The organism is Curtobacterium sp. VKM Ac-1393 (assembly GCF_015350995.1).
Lineage (GTDB): Bacteria > Actinomycetota > Actinomycetes > Actinomycetales > Microbacteriaceae > Curtobacterium.
Map to the genome: position 1 here is coordinate 338,812 of NZ_JADKRW010000003.1, position 17,204 is coordinate 356,015.

At 71.6% G+C, this 17,204-nt stretch carries 17 protein-coding genes; 3 read left to right on the forward strand and 14 right to left on the reverse strand.

Annotated elements, in window-relative coordinates; all coding sequences use genetic code 11:
* Positions 1-31 precede the first annotated feature (31 nt).
* From ITJ59_RS08730 to mvk, 9 genes are all read right to left on the reverse strand, one after another.
* Positions 32-427, reverse strand: a complete 396-nt coding sequence (locus ITJ59_RS08730) for an ATP-dependent DNA ligase (RefSeq protein WP_194650709.1) — start codon at positions 425-427, stop codon at positions 32-34.
* Between the two features lie 29 nt (positions 428-456).
* Positions 457-1,623: an alpha/beta hydrolase family protein gene (locus ITJ59_RS08735; RefSeq protein ID WP_194650710.1), complete on the reverse strand. Its 1,167-nt coding sequence runs from the start codon at positions 1,621-1,623 to the stop codon at positions 457-459.
* A 4-nt stretch (positions 1,624-1,627) separates the two neighbouring features.
* Positions 1,628-2,533, reverse strand: a complete 906-nt coding sequence (locus ITJ59_RS08740) for a hypothetical protein (RefSeq protein WP_194650711.1) — start codon at positions 2,531-2,533, stop codon at positions 1,628-1,630.
* Positions 2,533-3,000, reverse strand: a complete 468-nt coding sequence (locus ITJ59_RS08745) for a hypothetical protein (protein ID WP_194650712.1) — start codon at positions 2,998-3,000, stop codon at positions 2,533-2,535. Before ITJ59_RS08745 ends, ITJ59_RS08740 begins: the two co-directional genes overlap by 1 nt.
* A 146-nt stretch (positions 3,001-3,146) precedes the next feature.
* Positions 3,147-4,322: a hydroxymethylglutaryl-CoA synthase gene (locus ITJ59_RS08750; RefSeq protein ID WP_194650713.1), complete on the reverse strand. Its 1,176-nt coding sequence runs from the start codon at positions 4,320-4,322 to the stop codon at positions 3,147-3,149.
* A complete protein-coding gene (locus ITJ59_RS08755) occupies positions 4,319-5,383 on the reverse strand; it encodes a hydroxymethylglutaryl-CoA reductase (RefSeq protein ID WP_194650714.1) in 1,065 nt (354 codons plus the stop codon). The genes ITJ59_RS08750 and ITJ59_RS08755 overlap by 4 nt, the downstream gene beginning before the upstream one ends.
* Positions 5,376-6,458 carry a phosphomevalonate kinase gene (locus ITJ59_RS08760; protein WP_194650715.1) on the reverse strand — a complete coding sequence of 361 codons (1,083 nt, stop codon included), beginning with the start codon at positions 6,456-6,458 and terminating at the stop codon, positions 5,376-5,378. Before ITJ59_RS08760 ends, ITJ59_RS08755 begins: the two co-directional genes overlap by 8 nt.
* Entirely contained in the window at positions 6,455-7,483 is a 1,029-nt protein-coding gene (mvaD, locus tag ITJ59_RS08765) for a diphosphomevalonate decarboxylase (protein ID WP_228511259.1), read from the reverse strand. Before mvaD ends, ITJ59_RS08760 begins: the two co-directional genes overlap by 4 nt.
* Positions 7,483-8,457 (reverse strand): mevalonate kinase, encoded by a 975-nt coding sequence (mvk, locus tag ITJ59_RS08770; protein WP_194650717.1) that lies wholly within the window; start codon positions 8,455-8,457, stop codon positions 7,483-7,485. The genes mvaD and mvk overlap by 1 nt, the downstream gene beginning before the upstream one ends.
* An 81-nt stretch (positions 8,458-8,538) precedes the next feature.
* On the opposite strand from mvk, the gene ITJ59_RS08775 reads away from it, so the two are divergent.
* From ITJ59_RS08775 to ITJ59_RS08785, 3 genes are read left to right on the forward strand one after another with little or no spacing between them, the layout of a single operon-like run.
* The gene (locus tag ITJ59_RS08775) at positions 8,539-8,994 is read left to right on the forward strand and encodes a MarR family winged helix-turn-helix transcriptional regulator (protein WP_194650718.1); all 456 of its coding nucleotides are present in this window, start codon (positions 8,539-8,541) and stop codon (positions 8,992-8,994) included.
* Positions 8,995-9,018: 24 nt separating this feature from the next.
* On the forward strand, positions 9,019-9,441 hold the full coding sequence (locus tag ITJ59_RS08780; RefSeq protein WP_194650719.1) for an organic hydroperoxide resistance protein: 423 nt from the start codon (positions 9,019-9,021) through the stop codon (positions 9,439-9,441).
* A gap of 26 nt (positions 9,442-9,467) precedes the next feature.
* A complete protein-coding gene (locus ITJ59_RS08785) occupies positions 9,468-10,442 on the forward strand; it encodes a zinc-binding dehydrogenase (protein WP_194650881.1) in 975 nt (324 codons plus the stop codon).
* Between the two features lie 90 nt (positions 10,443-10,532).
* Here ITJ59_RS08785 and ITJ59_RS08790 read toward each other — a convergent pair whose 3' ends face one another.
* From ITJ59_RS08790 to ITJ59_RS08810, 5 genes are all read right to left on the reverse strand, one after another.
* On the reverse strand, positions 10,533-11,990 hold the full coding sequence (locus tag ITJ59_RS08790; protein ID WP_194650720.1) for a sugar porter family MFS transporter: 1,458 nt from the start codon (positions 11,988-11,990) through the stop codon (positions 10,533-10,535).
* Between the two features lie 158 nt (positions 11,991-12,148).
* Complete coding sequence (locus ITJ59_RS08795; RefSeq protein ID WP_194650721.1) at positions 12,149-12,685, reverse strand: hypothetical protein; 537 nt, start codon at positions 12,683-12,685, stop codon at positions 12,149-12,151.
* 148 nt (positions 12,686-12,833) lie between these two features.
* Positions 12,834-14,555: a glucose-6-phosphate isomerase gene (gene pgi, locus ITJ59_RS08800; protein ID WP_194650722.1), complete on the reverse strand. Its 1,722-nt coding sequence runs from the start codon at positions 14,553-14,555 to the stop codon at positions 12,834-12,836.
* A gap of 167 nt (positions 14,556-14,722) precedes the next feature.
* Positions 14,723-16,960: a heavy metal translocating P-type ATPase gene (locus ITJ59_RS08805; RefSeq protein ID WP_194650723.1), complete on the reverse strand. Its 2,238-nt coding sequence runs from the start codon at positions 16,958-16,960 to the stop codon at positions 14,723-14,725.
* Positions 16,957-17,175, reverse strand: a complete 219-nt coding sequence (locus ITJ59_RS08810; protein ID WP_416354858.1) for a heavy-metal-associated domain-containing protein — start codon at positions 17,173-17,175, stop codon at positions 16,957-16,959. Before ITJ59_RS08810 ends, ITJ59_RS08805 begins: the two co-directional genes overlap by 4 nt.
* Positions 17,176-17,204: the final 29 nt, after the last annotated feature.

A 17,204-nucleotide genomic window follows, 5' to 3' on the forward strand; every position in this document is an offset into this window, starting at 1 on the left:
TGACGGACTGATGGCTACCCGTTGACCGGAACTACTCCGCCGTGCTACCGCTCGGTGTCCCCGATGCGTCGTCGGCGTCGCCCGGTGCCACCGCACGCGACCAGGCCGAGTCGTCCCCGGTGCTCGTGTCCGGCGGCTCCGGCGTCAGGACGAGCCCAGACCCGGAGGTGGCAGAGGCGTACAGGTCCTCGAGCCAGCTGCGGTTGATCGAGGGCACCCTGCTGCCGGAGAACTTGAAGTGCAGGCCGACGTTCGGGTTCAGCCAGATCGTGCTGCGGCCGTCACCGTGGACGACGTCGTCCTTCCACGAGAACGCGAACCGGTGGTCGCGCCGGAGCATGTTCACGATCACGATCTGCAGGTGTGTCATGGCCCGGTCGTCGATGCGGAGATCGAGCGGCTGGCCGTCGTAGATGAGCTGGCCCATGGCCCTGTCTACTCCCCCGACCCGGTGTGTCAGAGCGTCTTCGCCCAGGCGGTGATCGTGGTGTCGAACCAGGCGGCGTCGACGTTGCGCTCCCAGGCGTGCTCGGCCGGTTCGCTCACCGCCAGCGTCACCGTGTCGGGGTGCGCGGCGGCGAACTGCTGGCTGACGCCGAAGGGCACGGTGGTGTCCCCCGACGAGTGGATGAGCAGGGTCGGCGGCAGGCTCCGCGGCGCGTGCAACCACGAGAGCGCACGGACGTCCACCGGTGACCGGAGCCCGACGACACGGCACACGATCGGCAGGGACATCGCCCGGAGCGCGGCACCGATGATGAACCCGGGGAGCCCGGCGCGACCAGCCTGGGAGCGTACGGTCGTCGCCCAGTCGAGCGCCGGTGACACCAGGAGCAGTCCGACGAACCGGTCGCGGTGCGCTGACCGTGCGAGGAGTTCGTGGGTGATCGTGGCGCCCATCGACCACCCCACGATGACGAGCCGTTCGGCCCCGTTCGCGACGGCGTGGTCGAGGGCGGCCTCGACGTCGGGCCACTCGCGGGCGCCGAGGTGCGACGCGCGGCCCTCCCACGGTGCCTCGCCGTCACCGCGGAAGGACGGCACGATCGAGGTCCAGCCGGCATCGAGCGCCGCGGGGACGGTCCGGAGCGCGGTGACGCGGGTGGTGCGGATGCCGTGGACGTGGACGGCCCACGTGGTGGCGGCATCGCCGGCCGCGGCGGGCGCGGCGGCCCCGGCGGGCGCGGCGGCCCCGGCCCCGGCCGCTCCTGGCCGGATGACCCACGCCGGCGCCGGCCCCACGGGTGTCGGCAGTGACACCTCGTCCCAGTCGACGTCCATCGCCGCGGGGTCCGGGTGCACGTGCCCGCTCCACCGCACCCGTGCGGACAAGTCGCCGCTCGTCCGGACCAGCGCGCGGCGGACGGTGCCGGCTGCCTCGTCGACCTCGAGCACGGGCCCCACCGTCGTGTGCCCGGAGCCGTCGTGCCACAGCCCGTACTCCCCCGGCCGCACCGTGTCGTCGGTGATCGGGAGCCGGATCGAGTCGTCGGTCGTCCCGAGCACCGGGGTCCACCGGTCGCCGCCGGGCAGCACGATCCTGCCGACGACCTTCCGCAGCACGAGCAGGAACACCGCTGCCAGCACCACGAGCACGCCGAGCGCCCACCAGACGATCGTCATCGCATCAGCCTCCGAGACTGCGGGTCAGGGTCAGTTCGGCCGACCGCACCTGGACGAGTTCGGCGTCGTCGAGGGTGCGGCCCTGCACCTCGGCGTCACGGATCGCGATGACGAGGTCGTAGGTCCGCGCCTGCACGTCACCGTCCCGCTCGACGGCGTGCAGGTCGTGGCGTCGGGCGATGCGCCGCAGTAGCCGGTGGTGCCGACGGCACGTCAGGTCACGCAACCACCGGCGGAACGTCAGGGACGCCATCGCCACGACGATGAGCACGATGCCCAGGTAGAACGGCGGGTCGAAGCCCAGGCGGAGGCCGTCGCGCAGCGTGGCCGGGAACAGCCCGAAGTGGTCGGCGGTGAGCGAGAGCAACTCGTCGATGCTCGCGATGACCACGAGCGAGAGCCCGACGCGGAAGACCACGAGCGCGACCGGGTTCCGCAGTTCACCGTGCCGGAGGGTGGCGGCGGCGATCGCCCCCACGCCCACCATGTAGATCGAGCCGTACAGCCACATCGCCGGCGCGTCGATGCCGTTGATGATGAAGGCGAAGTCGGTGTCCCCGCGGTCAGGGACGGCGAAGAACGGCACGGCGAACGCCACGACGAGCACGAGCAGCGCCACCGGGCTCGCGAGCAGGGGCCGCTTCGGCAGGTCCGAGGTGCTCGCACGGAGCATCAGCCAGAACGCCGCGGTGGCGCAGACGTTCTGCACGAGGTTGATCAGGTTCGTCCCGCCGAGCGCACCGTCGAGCACGGTCTGCGGAACGACACTGCCGAGTGTCAGCAGCCCGAGCGCGCCGACCCCGGTGGCGCCCCAGGCCGCGCGGCCACGAGGGTTCCGGAGCACGTGGGGCGTGCGGGCGAGGAAGATCAGCGCCGCGCACCAGAAGGCCGCGGCGTGCAGGACGGCCATCAGCCGTAGGCCCGCTCGTCCGCGCTCGCGCTGCCGGCGAGCAGCACGGTCGCCAGTTCGTACGCGAAGCGCTCGGCGAAGTGCTCGTCGTCGTCCGAGATGCTCACCAGGCCGGAGTCCCCGTCGAGGGTCCGCCGGCACACGTGCCCACCCGAGGCGAACTCGGCGATCGAGGCCGTGGTGGGCGACCCGACGTCGCCGTGCACCAGGTGGCCGAGCTCGTGCAGGACGCAGTGCATCCGGTAGAGCTCGGGGGCGTCGGCCGGCACGAGCACGAGGTTCTCGTGTTCGAACTGCGACACGAGCGCGGTCAGCGGGCCCCAGCTCGGGCCGTCGACGTCGACCACGCGGGTGGGTTTGCCGATCAACCGGCCGACGCCGTCGACCACGTCGGGCAGCTTCGGGGATCGGGGGAGGGTCGCGACGAGGGCACCGACGGTGTCCGACGCACTCCTGCCCGCTGCCATCACCCCTCCGATCCGTCGCGGAAAGACTACCTGGCGGATCCCCGTGCGCACGAGGCCCCGTCCGTCACGCGGAAGCGACAGATCCCTGCGGAACGTTCCGCAGGGATCTGTCGCTTTCGCGGAGGGGTCCGGCCTTCGCGGAGGGGTCAGGCCTGCGCGGTCGCCTCGTAGTGCCGCGCGCCGCCCCGCACCCCGGCGAACCGGAACGGCCCCGCCGTCACGCGCGGACGCTCGACGTCGTCGCTCGTCGCGGCCCCGGTCGCGTGCAGCTCGCGGTACGCGTCGACGGTCAGCGGGACGCGCGCGGACAGCAGCTGGCGGACCCGACCGACGCGACGGTGGTCGCGGTACGACGGCTGCACGATGCCCGTCAGGAGCTCGCCGACGCTGCCCGAGCCGTAGCTGAACAGGGCGATGCGCTCCCCCGCCAGGTCCTCGTCGAGGTCGAGGAGCGCGGCGAGCCCGATCCAGAGCGACGCCGTGTACGTGTTGCCGGTCTGCTTGTTGTACGTGAAGCCGACGAACAGCTCCGACTCGTCGAACGGCACGCCCACGTGCTGCGTGAGCTTCCGGTGCGCCTTGAGCGCCATCTTCGTGAACGGCTGGTGGTGCACGAAGCGCACGATGTCCTCGTACGCCGGCCCGCCCTGCTCGGCGAGGTCGTCCCACGCACCCACGAAGGCGTCGACGTACGCGCTGACGGACAGGCGACCGTCGACCAGCGCGGTGGAGCGGTCGTTCGGGCGCCAGAAGTCGTCGACGTCCGCGGTGAAGACACCGGCGGCCGGCTCGATCTCGATCAGGTCGGGGTCGGCGGACACCAGGATCGCCGCGGCACCGGCACCCTGCGTCGGCTCGGCGGCGGTGTCGACGTCGTAGCGGGCGACGTCGGCGGCGATGACGAGCACGCGCTCGTGCGGGGCCCTGGCGATGATCCCGAGGGCGAGCTGCACGGCGGCCATCCCGCCGTAGCAGGCCTGCTTCAGCTCGACGACGCGGACGTTCTTCGGCAGGCCGAGCAGCCCGTGCGCGAACACCCCGGCGGCCTTGGACTGGTCGACACCGGACTCGGTGGCGAACAGCACGGTGCGGATGCCGCCGACGCCGTGGCGGTCGATGACCTCCTTGGCGGCGGCGGCCCCCATCGTGACGATGTCCTCGTCCGGGGCGGGCACGCTGAAGGCGTCCTGGCCGATGCCGACGTGGTACTTCGCCGGGTCGACGCCGAGGCGCTCGGCCAGGTCGTCGAGCTCGAGCACGTGGTGCCCGGTCGCGATGGCGATGTCGTGGATGCCGATGCGCAGTGCGCCGTTCGCCGTCATGCTGCGCCTCCGGCCGGCGTCGCGCCGCGTCGTTCCATGGCGACGTGGGCGGCCATCAGCTCACCCGGGTTCGTCTGCGCGGCGAGCAGCGAGAGCTCTCCGCACAGCACCGTGGCGGCGCACAGGGCGGCGAGACGGCGGGCGTTCGCACCGGGCTCGCGGTCCTCGCGGCAGCCGAGACGCACCAGGGCGTCCTCGACGACGGGCAGGTCCCCACCCTTGCCGTTGCCGACCGTGCCGACGATCAGGTGCGGCAGCGAGGTGGCGAAGTACAGGTCGCCGTCGCGGTCCTCGGCACTCGTGATGCCCTGCGAACCCTCGACGATGTTGGCGGCGTCCTGCCCGGTGGCCAGGTAGAAGCCGAGCAGCATGTTGGCGTAGTGGGCGTTGGCGGAACGGAGCGCGCCGGCGATGGTCGAGCCGATCAGGTTCTTCGCGATGTTCAGCTCGACGATGCGCGCGGTGCTCGACCGCAGGCGCTTCTCGACGACCTCGCCCGGGATCACGATCTCGGCGATGGTGTTCCGGCCGCGACCACGGATGCCGTTGACCGCGGAGGCCTTCTTGTCGGTGCAGAAGTTGCCCGACACGGACACGTACCGCAGGCCCGGCTGCCACGCCAGGATCGCCGGCAGGAGCTTGTCCGCCGCCTGCGTGACCATGTTGTGGCCGGAGGCGTCGCCCGTGGTGAACGCGAAGCGCAGGAACAGCAGGTCGCCGACGATCTCCGGGTGCACCTCGATGAGCTTCGCGAACCGGCTCTGTCCGGCGACGAGTGCCGCGAGTTCGTCCTGGCGGGCGAGGATCTCCCCGGCGGCGACGTGGGCGGCCGCAGCGCTGTCGGCGCGGACGACCACCGAGCGGGTCATGCGCTCGTCGACGACGGTCGCGACGATGCCGTCCTCGACCATGCGCGAGATCCGGGCACCGCGGCCGACGGACGGCCAGAGCGGCGACTCGTAGGTGGCCAGGGGTACCTCGTGCTCCCCCTGGACCGCGTTGCCGCTGATGCGGATCGGTCCGACCCACTTGGTCGGGATCGGCGTGAGCAGGTCACTCATCGAGGGCTCCTTCTGGTGCTCGCACCGCGACGCTGAGGTGTCTGATGTCGTGCGCCTCCCAGGCGCGGTGGATGCCGGCGGGGTCGATGTCCGCCGGGACGAGCGCGATGCCGCAGTCGCCACCGCCGGCGCCGGACGGCTTCGCCGCGCCACCCGCCGCCTCGACGATGTCGCACAGGGTCGCCAAGCGGTCGGTCTCGATCTTCGACCCGACCGAGTCGCCGAGGCGCTGCATGAGCACGCGGGCACGTCGGAGCGCGTCGAGTGTCTGCTCGGCGTCGCCGGTCTGGAGGCCCGTGGTCAGGTCGTCGACACAGCTGCGGCTCTCGTCGAGGAACGCCTGGTACCCGCCGTTGCGGTGTCGACGCACGACGCCGACGAGCTTCGTGGTCGAGGCCGGCGAGCCGGTCCAGCCGACCAGGAGCTGCAGGTTCTCGGGGGCCGGCAGGCGTTGGACGTCGAAACCCGCCCACGCCTCGGCGTCGGTGAGGATGTCGGACACCCGGTGGTCGTCGACGAGCGCGGCGAGGCGGTCGCGGTCCGGGGCGCTGTAGCGCAGCCAGCCCCCGAAGGTGCTCGCGGCGAGGTCGCCGCCGGATGCCCGCGGGTTGACCCGGATGGTGGCGAGCATCGCGACCTGGAAGCGCTGGCGCTGCGTCAGGCCGATGCCGTAGAAGCGGTCGAGGGCGCCGACGGTCGCGACGGTCACCGCCGCCGAGGACCCGAGCCCGAACTTCCGGCCGCTGGCGTCGTCGAGCTGGCTCTCGATCCGCAGGTCGTGGAACCGCGGCGCGATCCCCCGCTCCGCGCGGAGCTTCTCGACGAGGTCGATCGTCGCCATCACGTAGTCGTAGGGGTGGTGCTCGCGGTCGAGGGCGAGACCGTCCTCGGCACGCGTCCACGTGAGCGGCAGGTGGCCGTACTCCTCGGAGTGCACGCTGCCCGCGCCGTGTCCCTCGGCCACCCGCGCCGTGATGGCACGGTCGAGGGCGATGAGGACGGACGGCTGGCCGGGCTCGACGACGGCGTACTCGCCGGCGACGAACAGCTTGCCGTGGGCGCGGAACTCGATCACTGCACGGACTCCTTCTGGTCGGGGCCGTCGCTCGCGGGAACGGCGACCCCGATCTCTTCGGAGCGGAGGACCCGTGCGGCAGGTCCGGTGCCGGACTCGATGACGTCGCCGAGGGACGCCAGGGCGGTGGCGACGGCGGAACGGCTGTCGGGCTGGCAGAGCACGACGACGTTCGGGCCGGCGTCGGCGGTGGCGTAGGCCTCGAGCCCGGCGGCGCGGAGTTCGGCCACGGCGTCGAACACGGCGACGCTGCGCGCGTTGAGGTACCGGATCGGCGGGAAGGCGCCCTCGATCGTGGCGTGCATGCGCAGCGCGTTGCTCTCGGTGATCTCGCCGATGCGCGTGAAGTCACCGGCCGCGCAGGCGTCGAGCATGTCGCCCACGGTCTCGGTGGTCGAGGTGACCCACGCCGGGTAGAACGGGGACGTCGCGATGGTGCGGCGCATCGCCTCGCGCGAGCCGATCGGCTTCGGGCCGGCGTCGATCGTCACGACCACCATGGCCATCGGCGGCGCCGGGATCGGTTCGGCGTAGGAACCCTGGTCGTCGCCGGCGTGCCAGACGGCCACACCGCCGGGGATCGACCGTGTGGCCGAACCCGAGCCACGACGGGCGAGCCGGGACAGGTCGCGCGGGGACAGGTCGAGGCCGTAGGCCGCCGATGCCGCGGTGGCGAGGGCCGCGAACCCCGAGGCGCTCGAGGCGAGCCCGGCGCCGGTCGGCACGGTGTTGTCGGACACGACCGAGGCCCGTGCCGAGGACCCGGCGAGCTCGCGCACCAGGTCGAGGAACTGCTGCACGCGCACCAGCGCACCGTCGTCGACGACGTGACCGTTCAGCGTGAACCGGTCACGGGCCTCCTGGCCGTCCCGCGACCCACCGTCCAGCGTGACCGTCGTCGTCGTCGGGAACACGTCGAGGCCCATGGAGACGCTGCCCGTGGCGGGCAGCGCGAGCTGCGCGTCCGCCTTGCCCCAGTACTTGACGAGGGCGATGTTGGGGTGCGCGACGGCGGTGGCGGTCATCAAGCGCGGGCTCCGATCGTGGTGGTCCAGGTGGCTGCGGCCCCTGCGCCGCGGAGTGCGGCGGCGATGCGGTCCGCGTGGTCGTCGTCGGCGGCGAGTGCGAGGACGCATCCGCCCCGTCCGCCGCCCGTGAGCTTCGCGCCGAGGGCGTCCGCACCGCGTGCGGCGTCGACGAGCCGGTCCAGGTCGGCACTCGACACGTCGAGCGCGCTGAGCAGGTCGTGCGCGGCGTCCATCGTGGCACCGAGCGCCTGTGCGTCGCCAGCCTCGAGCGTCCCCCGGGCCTGCCGCGCGAGGGCACCGATCCGCTCGATCACCGCGTCGATCGCCGCCGGGTCGTGGTCGCGCCGTTCCCGCACCGCGGCGACGGCTTCGCGGGTGTGCCCGGGGACCCCGGTGTCGGCGACGACGAACGTGAAGCGGGCCCCGAGCGCGACGGACTCGATGCGGCCGCCCTCGAACCACACGGGCACCGCGGCGACGACCCCGCGGGCGTCGAGGCCCGACGGGCGACCGTGGGCGACGCGCTCGCACTCCTGGATGAGCTCGTGGTGGGTCTCGGCGTCGAGCGTCTCGCCGAGTGCGTCGGCGACCGCAGCCGTGACGGCGGCGGCGACCGCTGCGCTCGACCCCATGCCGCGGGCCGTCGGGACCTCGCTGTCGACCCGGACGTGGACGTGCCGGTCGGTCACACCGAAGTGCCGGAGCGTCGCCGTGACCGCGGTGACGGTGGGCATCACGGCGGCGGGGGCGAGGTCGAGCGGGCCGGTGTGCACCGTGGACTCGAGCATGTGGCCGGGGACCCCGGCGGTGACCGGCGTGACCGTCGCGACGACCCGGGCGTCGAGCACCGGCAGCACGAGCGCGGGTGCGCCGTAGACCACGGCGTGCTCACCGATCAGGATCGTCTTGCCGTGGGAGGACGCCGTCCCGGAGCCGGGGGTCGTGGTGGTGTCGAGGTCGCTGCTGGTCATCGTGGGTCACGTCAGCCTAACCGTCCGGGCCCGAGCACGTGTTGGGTTGTGCACAATTCAGTTGCGTGCGATGCTGGAAGCATGCCCGTGACCGACGAGATGGTGTGCTTCTCCCTCTACGCAGCGAGCCGTGCGACCACGCAGACCTACCGTGCGCTGCTCGAACCATGGGGCCTGACGTACCCGCAGTACCTGGTGCTCGTGACCCTGTGGATCGAGGGCGACCAGACCGTCTCCGGGCTCGGTGACCACCTGCAACTCGACTCCGGCACGCTGTCGCCGCTGCTCCGCCGCATGGAGCAGTCGGAGTTGGTCCGCCGCGAACGCCGCAGCACCGACGAGCGCGTCGTGACGATCACGCTCGGCGACCGCGGCCGCACGATCCGCGCCGACCTCGCGCACATCCCGGCGACGATCGCCGCCGGCATGGGCCTGCCGGACGAGCAGGCGGCCACCGAACTCATCGCGACGCTGCACCGACTGACCGAGACCATGCACGCCGCGGCCTCGGCCGACCGTGCCGTCACGGACCACTGACCCCACGAAGGAAAGGAACGCCACATGGACGTCCTCTACACCGCAGAGGCCCTCGCCACCGGCGAAGGTCGCAACGGCCACGTCACCACGAGCGACGGCACCGTCGACTTCGACCTCGCCATCCCGAAGGAGATGGGCGGCTCCGGCAACGGCGCGAACCCCGAGCAGCTCTTCGCCGCCGGCTACAGCGCGTGCTTCCACTCCGCACTGCAGGGGGTCGCGCGCGCCCAGAAGGTGAAGATCACCGACTCGTCCGTCGGCGGCCGTGTCCAGATCGGCCCGAACGGCGACGGCGGCTACCAGCTCGCCGTCATGCTCGAGGTCGTCATCCCGGGCATGGACCACGACCAGGCCCAGGCCCTCGCCGACGCCGCGCACCAGGTCTGCCCGTACTCGAACGCGACCCGCGGCAACATCGAGGTCACCATCACCGTCTCGGAGGACTGAGCATGACCGACACCACCCCCACCACCATGCGCGCCGTCGTCCACGAGACCTTCGCCGAGCCCGCCGAGGTCCTCGGCGTCCAGGAGCGCCCGGTCCCCACGCCAGGCGCCGGCGAGGTCCTCGTCCGCACGGTCCTCTCCCCCATCCACAACCACGACCTCTGGACCGTCCGCGGCACCTACGGCTTCAAGCCCGAGCTGCCCGCAGCGTCCGGCACCGAGGCGCTCGGCGTCGTCGAGGCCCTCGGCGAAGGCGTCACGAACCTGACGGTCGGCCAGCGCGTCGCCGGCGGGGCGTTCGGCGTCTGGGCCGAGTACTACACCGCGAACGCCGCCGGGCTCGTCCCGGTGCCGGACGCGATGCCCGACGAGGCCGCAGCCCAGCTCGTCTCGATGCCGTTCAGCGCGATCAGCCTGCTGCACTCGCTCGACCTGCACGAGGGTGACTGGCTCATCCAGAACGCCGCCAACGGTGCGGTCGGCCGCATGGTCGCCCAGCTCGGCGCGGCCCGCGGCATCAACGTCATCGGGCTCGTCCGTCGCGCCGCCGGTGTCGAGGAACTCCGCGAGCAGGGCATCGAGCGCATCGTCGCCACCGACGCGGACGACTGGAAGGACCAGGTCGCCGCGATCACCGGGGGCGCTCCGATCGTCGCGGGCGTCGAGTCCGTCGGTGGCAAGGCCGCCGGCGACATCGCCAGTGTCCTGGGCGAGAACGCCACCCTCGTCGTCTTCGGCGCGATGGCGTCGCCCACGCTCGAGATCCCGTCCGGCAAGGTCATCTTCGGCCAGCTCACCGTGAAGGGCTTCTGGGGCAGCGTCGTCAGCAAGACGATGCCGGCCGAGACGAAGGGCCAGCTCTTCGGTGAGCTCATCACCCGCGTGCTCGACGGTTCGCTGACGCTCCCCGTCGCGGAGACCTTCGCGTTCGAGGACGTCCGCGACGCCGTGCGCGCCTCGGACACCGCCGGCCGCGTCGGCAAGGTGCTCCTGCGCCCGTAGCGCGATCAGCAGACGGACGGGAGGCCCGGTGCCAGCTGGCACCGGGCCTCCCGTCCGTCTGTGCGCGCGCCCACCGCTGCGAGGCGCGATCTAGCTGCGCGACGCCTTCTGCGGGACGGTGAAGATGTTGCCGGTGGTGACGCCCTCTTCCACTTCTTCGAGGGTGCGGCCGCGGCTCTCCGGCACGAACTTCCAGATGAAGAGCAGCGCCAGGACCCCGACGACCGCGAAGCCGAAGAACGTCCCCGTGATGCCGGTGGCGGCGACGATCGTCGGGAAGTAGAGCCCGAGGAACGCGTTGGCGATCCAGAGGCAGAACACCGAGATGCCCATGCCGAGCGCGCGGATCTGGGTCGGGAAGATCTCCGACAGCACGACCCACACGGCGATGTTGAGGAAGGTCTGCATCGACCCGACGAACGCGACGACCAGGAACAGGATCACCCACGGCCGAGCCGGGTTGCCCTCGGGCAGCGCGACCGACGCGATGCCGATCAGGAAGTGGCAGACCGTCGTCAGCGAGAACCCGATGATCAGGGTCGTCCGGCGGTTGATCTTCTCCATGTTGTAGAGGGCGATGACTCCACCGACCACGGCGATGACACCCGGTGCGATGTTCGCGATGAGGGCCGCCGACGCCTGGAAGCCGGACTCGATGAGGACGGTCTGGCCGTAGTACATGATCGAGTTGATGCCGGTGAGCTGCTGGGCGACCCCGAGCCCGGCACCGATGAGCACGATGCGGATGAGCCACTTGTTGCCGCGCAGCGTCTGCCACCCGCTGACGCGGTCGACCTTCGCCTCGAGGTCGTTGCTCCGCTTGATGTCGTCGAGTTCGGCGCGGGCGCGTTCGGTGGTCCGGACCTGCTCGAGGACGGACAGTGCCTCGTCGTAGCGACCCTTCGAGGCGAGCCAGCGCGGCGACTCCGGCACCCGGAGCATGCCGACGAAGAGCGCGATCGCGGGGAGCGCACAGACGGCCAGCATGACGCGCCAGACGCCGTTGCCCTCACCCCACAGGCTGCCGATGATCGCGTTGACCACGAACGCGGCGAGCTGGCCGATCACGATCATGAGCTCGTTGCGGCCGGACAGCGAGCCGCGGATCTCGAACGGGGCGAGTTCGGCGAGGAACACCGGCACCACCGTCGACGCACCGCCCACCGCCAGGCCGAGGAGCACGCGGCCGACGACGATCACACCGAACGTCGGCGCGACGACGCAGATGAGCGTGCCGAGGAAGAACGTCACGGCGAGGGCGATGATCGTCTTGCGGCGCCCCCAGCCGTCGGCGATCCGGCCGCCGAGCATGGCGCCGATCGCGGCACCGAACAACAGGGAGCTGGTGACGACGCCCTCGGTGAAGTTCGTGAGGCCGAGCTCCGCCTTCATCGGGTTCAGGGCGCCGTTGATGACACCGGTGTCGTACCCGAACAGCAGCCCGCCGAACGTGGCGACGAGGGCCAGCACACCGAGTCGACGGCGGTGCGGACCGGTCCCGATCGGGGGCAGTGCGACAGTCGGGGCTGTCGGCTTGATGTCGACCATTCGGTGACTCCTTCGTCGGTGATCGCGCTTCAGTGCGTGCACCGATGGTAACCCGAATCCATGTCCTGTCAATTGGACATTCTATCGTCAGGACTATTGGATCGGTCCACATAACGCCTGATCAGAACGGGAGCGGTCCAACGGACCCCGTTCGACCGTCAGGACTCGTCGGGCTCCGGGCTGTCCCCCAACACGTCACCGAGCGACGGCATGTCCGCGCCGTGGTCGGTGTAGCGCCGGACGGTGCGTCGGGCAGCGGCGCTCGCGGCACCGGACAACGCCGGGTTGCGTCGCGCGGCATCGGCGACCCGGCCCGCGTGCCCTGCGGTCGAGAGCAGGACGTTCGCCAGCGCCCGGGCGTCGCCGCGTTCGGGCACGCCGGTGACGGTCCACGCGGTACGCACCTGGGCGTCCGGCGTCACACCCCGCCGGGTCCCCATCCGGTGCCAGTCGGACAGCACGCCCTCGGTCCGCGACGCAGCGCGGTCGGCCTCGCCCGCTCGACGGCGTGCGGCGTCGCGCGCGGCGGACTCGCCGTCCGTGCCCTCGACCGTGTCGTACCGGTCGGTGAGGCCGTCGGCCCGGCGCCGGACGCTCTCCGCCCGTTCACGAGCAGCGCCGTCGTCACCGCCTTCTTCTGCGATGCGGGCGGCGTGTGCAGCGGCAGCTGCGGCGAGGATCTCCGAACGCTCCATGCCCACGACGGTAGCCGCTCCGACCGACACCGGCGGGCGTGGCGTCTGGCTCGGCGGACGGCAAGGAGGAGCGCCCCCGCTGCGAAAGCGACAGATCCCCCCGAACAGTTCGAGGGGACCTGTCGCTTTCGCGGGACGGACCGCGCTGCTACTTGCGCAGCTCCAGGTACTTCGCGATGAGCGCCTTGGTCGACGGGTCCTGCGCGTCGAGCGCGGCCTGGTCGCCCTCGACGGCGGGCGTGACCTGTAGCGCCAGCTGCTTGCCGAGCTCCACACCCCACTGGTCGAACGAGTCGATGCCCCAGATGGTGCCCTCGGTGAACACGATGTGCTCGTACAGGGCGATGAGCTGCCCGAGCACGCTCGGGGTGAGCTCCGGCGCGATGATCGACGTGGTCGGCTTGTTGCCCGGGAACGTGCGCGCCGCGACGATGCCTTCGTCGGTGGTGCCCTCGACACGGACCTCGTCGGCGCTCTTGCCGAACGCCAGCGCCTTCGTCTGCGCGAAGAAGTTCGCCAGGAACAGGGTGTGCACGTCGGTGCCGGGTGCGACGCCCTTGCCGTCGCCGGTCTCGTCCTTGAGCGGACGGGCCGGGTTCGCGACCGTGATGAAGTCGGCCGGGATCAAGCGGGTGCCCTGGTGGATGAGCTGGTAGAACGCGTGCTGGCCGTTCGTGCCGGGCTCGCCCCAGAAGACCTCGCCGGTCTCGGTGGTGACGGGCGAGCCGTCCCAGCGGACGCGCTTGCCGTTCGACTCCATGGTGAGCTGCTGCAGGTACGCGGCGAAGCGGTGCAGGTACTGCGTGTACGGCAGGACCGCGTGGCTCTGCGCACCGAGGAAGTTCGTGTACCAGACGTTGAGCAGGCCCATCAGGACGGGGACGTTCTGCTCGAGCGGCGTGGTGCGGACGTGCTCGTCGACGGCGTGGAAGCCGGCGAGGAACTGCTCCCAGTTCTCCTTGCCGATCGCGATGACGACGCTCGTGCCGATGGCGGAGTCGACCGAGTAGCGGCCGCCCACCCAGTCCCAGAAGCCGAAGGCGTTCTCGGGGTCGATGCCGAAGGCCTCGACCTTGTCGAGCGCGGTGGAGACGGCGACGAAGTGCTTCGCGACGCTGTTCTTCTTCTCGTCCTCGGCGGCGTCGGTCAGGCCGAGCCGCTCCCACAGCCACTGGCGGGCGAGGCGGGCGTTCGTCAGGGTCTCGAGCGTGCCGAAGGTCTTCGACGCGACGATGAAGAGCGTGGTCTCGGGGTCGAGGTCCGCGGTCTTCTCGTAGATGTCCGCCGGGTCGATGTTCGACACGAAGCGGGCTTCGAGGCCGGGCTGGACGTAGGGCTTGAGCGCCTCGTAGACCATGACGGGGCCGAGGTCCGAGCCGCCGATGCCGATGTTGACGACGGTCTCGATGCGCTTGCCGGTGACACCGGTCCACGAACCGTCACGCACCTGCTCCGCGAAGGCGTAGACCTTGTCGAGCGTGGCGTGCACGTCGGCGTCGACGTCCTGGCCGTCGACCGTCAGCGGTGCCGCCGGCACGAGCCCCTCGGTCGCCTTCGGGCGGCGGAGCGCGGTGTGCAGGACGGCACGGTCCTCGGTGACGTTGATGTGCTCACCGGCGAGCATCGCCTGGAAGCGCTCGGCGACACCGGTGTCCTTCGCGACCTGCAGCAGTGCGGCGAGGATCTCGTCGGTGACGAGGCCCTTCGACAGGTCCACGGTCAGGTCAGCGGCCTGGAAGGTGTACTGCTCGGCACGGCCGGGGTCGCTGTCGAACCACCCGCGCAGGTCAGGGGTGAAACCGGCAGCGATGCTGTCCAGCTTCTTCCAGCCTTCGGTCGATGTGGGGTCGACGGGAGCGGATTCGGTCACTTCGGTCCTCCTGGGATCACGTTCGAGACGTACAGCCCGCAGGTCACCGCACCAGTGCGTCGCGGACCGTCTTCGAGCGTAGTGCCGTCGGCACCGTGGTGCGCACCGCCGGACGGGAGGCACGGGGTGCGTTCGCTGCGCGCGTCACGTCCGGCGGGTGGTCGGCCTCAGGGTCGGGGTGCGAAACGCCGCAGCCGCAGGCTGTTCGTCACCACGAACACCGACGAGAACGCCATCGCAGCGCCGGCGAGCACCGGGTTGAGCAGCCCCGCCATCGCGAGCGGGATCGCCGCCACGTTGTACGCGAACGCCCAGAACAGGTTGCCCTTGATGATGCCGAGCGTGGAACGTGACAGCCGGATGGCGTCCGCGACGACCGTGAGTCGACCGCTGACGACGGTGATGTCGCTCGCCGCGATCGCCGCGTCGGTACCGGCGCCCATCGCGATGCCGAGGTCGGCCGCTGCGAGCGCCGCGGCGTCGTTGACCCCGTCGCCGACCATGGCGACGCTCCGGCCCTCGGCCTGCAGGCGCCGGACGGTGTCGAGCTTCGATGCCGGTGTGGCACGTGCGTGCACCTCGTCGATGCCGACCTGCGCGGCGACGGCACGGGCAGCGCCCTCGTTGTCCCCGGTGAGCAGGACGGGGTGCAGGCCGAGGGCCACGAACCGTGCGACGGCGTCGGCCGCCTCGGGCTTCACGGTGTCACCGACGACCACGACGCCCTGCACGCTGCCGTTCCGGGCCACGACGACCGCGGTCCCGCCGTCGGTCTCGGCGGCGGTGATCGCCGCGGTCACCGCGTCGGGGACGGGGATCGCCCACGACGAGGTCAGCCAGCGGGTACCGCCGACGAGCACGACGTCGCCGCCGACGACCGCCTGCACGCCGGCACCGGCGGTCGACTCGAACTGCTCGGCGGTCGGGACGTCGAGGTGACGGGCCTCGGCCGCGCGGAGGACCGCCCGTGCCACCGGGTGTTCGGACCCGTGCTCCACGGCGGCGGCGAGCCGGAGCACGGCGTCCTCGTCGGGGACACCGTCGGCCGCGACCACGGCACGCAGGGTCATCTCGCCGGTGGTGACGGTGCCGGTCTTGTCGAGCACGATCGTGTCCACGCCGCGGGTCTGTTCGAGCACCTGCGGGCCGCCGATCAGGATGCCGAGCTGCGACCCGCGGCCGGTGCCGACGAGCAGTGCGGTCGGCGTCGCGAGCCCGAGGGCACACGGGCAGGCGATGATGAGTGTGGCGACGGCCGCGGTGAACGCCGCCGTGACCGACCCGCCGAGGACGATCCAACCGACGAACGCCAGCACCGCGAGCGCGATGACGATCGGGACGAAGACGCCGGAGACCCGGTCGGCCAGGCGTTGGACGTCGGCCTTGCCGGTCTGCGCGTCCTCGACGAGTCGGCCCATCCGGGCGAGCTCGGTGTCGGCGCCGACGCGGGTGATGGCGACGACGAGCCGGCCGCCGACGTTGATCGTCGCGCCGGTGACCCGGTCACCCGGTCCGACCTCGACGGGGACGGACTCGCCAGTGACCATGCTGCGGTCGACGGCCGAGGACCCGTCCTGCACCAGGCCGTCGCTCGGGATCCGTTCCCCGGGCCGCACGACGACGACGTCCCCGACGACGAGGGTCGAGGCGGGGACCCGCTGTTCGACGCCGTCGCGCAGGACCGTGGCGTCCTTCGCGCCGAGTTCGAGCAGGGCGCGGAGCGCCGCCCCCGACTGCTGCTTGGCGCGCGCTTCCATGTACCGGCCCGCCAGGATGAACACCGTCACGGCTGCGGCGACCTCGAGGTACAGGTCGGTCGCCTCGGGGTCGGTCGCGATCCACGAGAACGTCATGTGCATGCCGGTCGCGCCGGCGTCGCCGAAGAACAGGGCGTACAGCGACCAGCCGAAGGCCGCCAGCACCCCCACGCTGACGAGGGTGTCCATGGTGGCGGCGCCGTGCCGGGCGTTCACCCACGCGGCCCGGTGGAACGGGAGCGCTCCCCACACCGCGACGGGCGCCGCGAGCGTCAGGGCGAGCCACTGCCAGTTCGGGAACTGCAGGACCGGGACCATCGAGAGCACGACGACCGGCACCGCGAGGACCGCGGACACGACCAGGCGGCGGCGCAGCGCGGCGGCCGGGTCGACCTCGGTGTCGCGGTCCGCCGTCGTGTCTGCCGGCGGCGCGGGCACGGTCGCACCGTAGCCCGCGGACTCGACGGCGGCGATGAGGGCTGCGGGGTCGGCGGGACCGTCAGCGGCGACCTGCACCTGCGCCTTCTCGGTGGCGTAGTTGACGGTCGCGGTCACCCCGGGGAGCTTGCCGAGCTTCCGTTCGATGCGGTTCGCGCACGAGGCGCAGGTCATGCCCGTGATGTCGAGCTCGACGATGCCGTCCGTCACGACGGCACGACCTGGTACCCCGCCTCGGCGACGGCTCCGCGCAGCGCATCGGCGTCGACGGGTGCCTCCGAGGTCACGGTGACCGACGACGCTCCACCGGGGACGAGGGCGACGACGACGTCGGACACCCCGTCGAGTTCGGTGAGTTCCTCGGTCACGCTCCGCACGCAGTGTTCGCAGGTCATGCCCTCGACGAGCAGCAGTTCGGTGGTCACGGTGTCTCCTCTGGTGGTTCCGGTGCTGG